The sequence below is a fragment of the Aquimarina hainanensis genome, assembly GCF_042684685.1.
GTDB lineage: Bacteria > Bacteroidota > Bacteroidia > Flavobacteriales > Flavobacteriaceae > Aquimarina > Aquimarina hainanensis.
Genome location: NZ_JBHULX010000009.1, coordinates 1 through 503 on the forward strand (window position 1 = coordinate 1; position 503 = coordinate 503).

Here is a 503-nt window from a genome sequence, read left to right on the forward strand (position 1 = left end):
CGTGAATCCCTTCTGTCGAATTATAATGGTAGTGGAATGAGTGCGATGGCATTTTCCTATGGTACTTTGGTTTGTAATAGTATAAGCAGTTGTGATTTGGGATTAGGAAGCAGTCCTACTGCAGCGAGTATTTTAGGAAAGGTAGATGGTTTTAGTGATGTATCGAAACAAGATCAGTTTTGGAATACATATAAAGCGAACTATGGAGTTGCCAAACAAGTTGTACAAAGCTTATTTTCGAATATTTACGCCAGGAACAATGGTTGTTACAATGGTTGTATAGGGGAACAAGCGCCACCGACTACTTTGTTAACGGTATTATCGGGATACAGTACCTCTGTCAATAATCAGGTAGGAGGATTGATTCAGGGGGGTGCAGCAGGAATCTGTGCGGATCTTCACAGCGAATTATATAAAGAAAAGGAAAAACGATTTAAGCCTTCGGATAACCTATATAGTTCAGGAGATAATGGAGGAGATATCTATAATGACCTGGCTAATTT

The 503-nt window shown here is 39.4% G+C and carries 1 protein-coding gene; it reads left to right on the forward strand.

Features of this window, described 5'->3' with window-relative positions:
• Positions 1–503, forward strand: a 503-nt coding sequence (locus ACFSTE_RS08390; protein ID WP_378298073.1) for a hypothetical protein, incomplete at both ends; no start/stop codon positions are given.